The organism is Vibrio sp. Vb1574 (assembly GCF_033338675.1).
Window position 1 is genome coordinate 1 of record NZ_JAWOTC010000312.1, and the last position, 1,207, is coordinate 1,207.

A 1,207-nucleotide genomic window follows, 5' to 3' on the forward strand; every position below is an offset into this window, starting at 1 on the left:
ATAAAGATGAAATCGCAGCGCATGTGATCATTTTCCCTAATACATCGAAAGTGCCAGATGGCGAGATGGAAGAAGGTGACACTATCGACCTGAATGTGCAGCTCACTGCCGGTCAAACGCTTGCGTTCTTCATTATTCCGAATGGTTGGGGCTGGTCTGGCTCATACAATAACATTGCCAGCCTTGGCAGTTGGGGCACGCCATTTTATAGCTATTCCAATCTAAACCCAGAGTCGACTTCAGAAAATCGTCGTCATAACGTGGCTTTTATCGATACGCAAAACGAGTTCTTAGTCCTGGGTTTTGAAGATATTTATCGCCCTGATGGCGACAATGATTTCAATGACTTGCTGTTTACTGTCGAAGTGAGCCCATTCACCGCCATTGATGGTGTCAACACTGATGGTTCGACGGACTCGAAATACGAGCCATTGGTGCAAGAAAACAACCCAGAAGTGACGGTGACTTCGGTTTATCCAAGCTCAGACACGTACGCGACGATGGCGTTTGAAGATCGCTGGCCGCTAATGGGCGACTACGATTTCAACGATGTGGTGTGGCGTTATCGCGTTACCGAACTGCTAAATGGTCAGCGTGAAATCAAAAACATTACATTCGATTACACCTTACAGGCGATGGGAGCTGGGTTCTCCAACGGTTTTGCGGTTCATCTACCAAATGTTAACCCTGCCAATATTGCGTCGACCGTGTTGACTCGAAATGGCGAACCCGTCACTCATCAAGTGGTGCAATCTGGCGGTGAGGCGGTGCTTGTGGTCTCAGAAAACTTGCGCAAAGACTTAGAAGCATTGGGTGAGTTAGACAGCAATTGTACTTTTTATCGCACTCAAACCGCGTGTGTGAGTCAGCAAACGTCAGATGCTCTGAATTATCAGCTCACCGTTGAGCTATCGACGCCTGTTTCACGTGAGCAAGTTGGCTATCCGCCTTACGACTCATTCATCTTTGCTTCGAAAGACTCGTATCACGGTGATTTTACTGCCACACCTCCGGGTATGAGTTGGCAAACGCACTTCAAGTCCTTTGCGGGAACCAGTGAGATGAATAACTCTTTTTTCAACCTGCATGATGATAACTCCGGCGGCGCTGAGTCATTCTTGACGAACAACAACATGCCGTGGGCGATCAACATTCGTGACGAGTGGGATCATCCGATTGAAAACGTCGACATCAGTAAAGCGTATCC

General features: G+C 47.8%; 1 protein-coding gene. It reads left to right on the forward strand.

What is annotated here, in order from left to right; all coding sequences use genetic code 11:
• Positions 1-1,207: LruC domain-containing protein (locus R7O12_RS25785; RefSeq protein WP_318126901.1), on the forward strand; the 1,207-nt coding region annotated here is incomplete at both ends.